Source organism: Arthrobacter sp. Soil_C_49 (genome assembly GCF_057656635.1).
Window position 1 is genome coordinate 1 of the sequence record NZ_JBDGJZ010000043.1, and the last position, 274, is coordinate 274.

1 protein-coding gene is annotated in these 274 nt (G+C 63.5%); it reads right to left on the reverse strand.

The window, feature by feature from the left end; all coding sequences use genetic code 11:
• Positions 1-274: transposase (locus AC3A4Z_RS22620; protein WP_498714556.1), on the reverse strand; the 274-nt coding region annotated here is incomplete at both ends.

The following is a 274-nucleotide window of genomic DNA, read 5'->3' on the forward strand; positions in this document are numbered from 1 at the left end:
CAGGGTATTTCTTTCCGAGCTCGGAGGCCTCGAAAGCGTCAAGTTCGTCCTCGGCCGCCTCGGCCGTTGGAGCGGTATAGATCGGCCTGAGGGAAGCTGCGACCTTCTTGCGGTCCTGGTAGCCGATAAAGCGCATCGAGGCGCGGATCAGATGGACCACGCAGGTCTGCACCATCGCCCCTGGCCATGTCGCCGCGATCGCTTCGGGAAAGCCGGTGAGCCCGTCGCAGCAGACGATCAGCACATCCTTAACGCCGCGGTTGGCCAGCTCAGC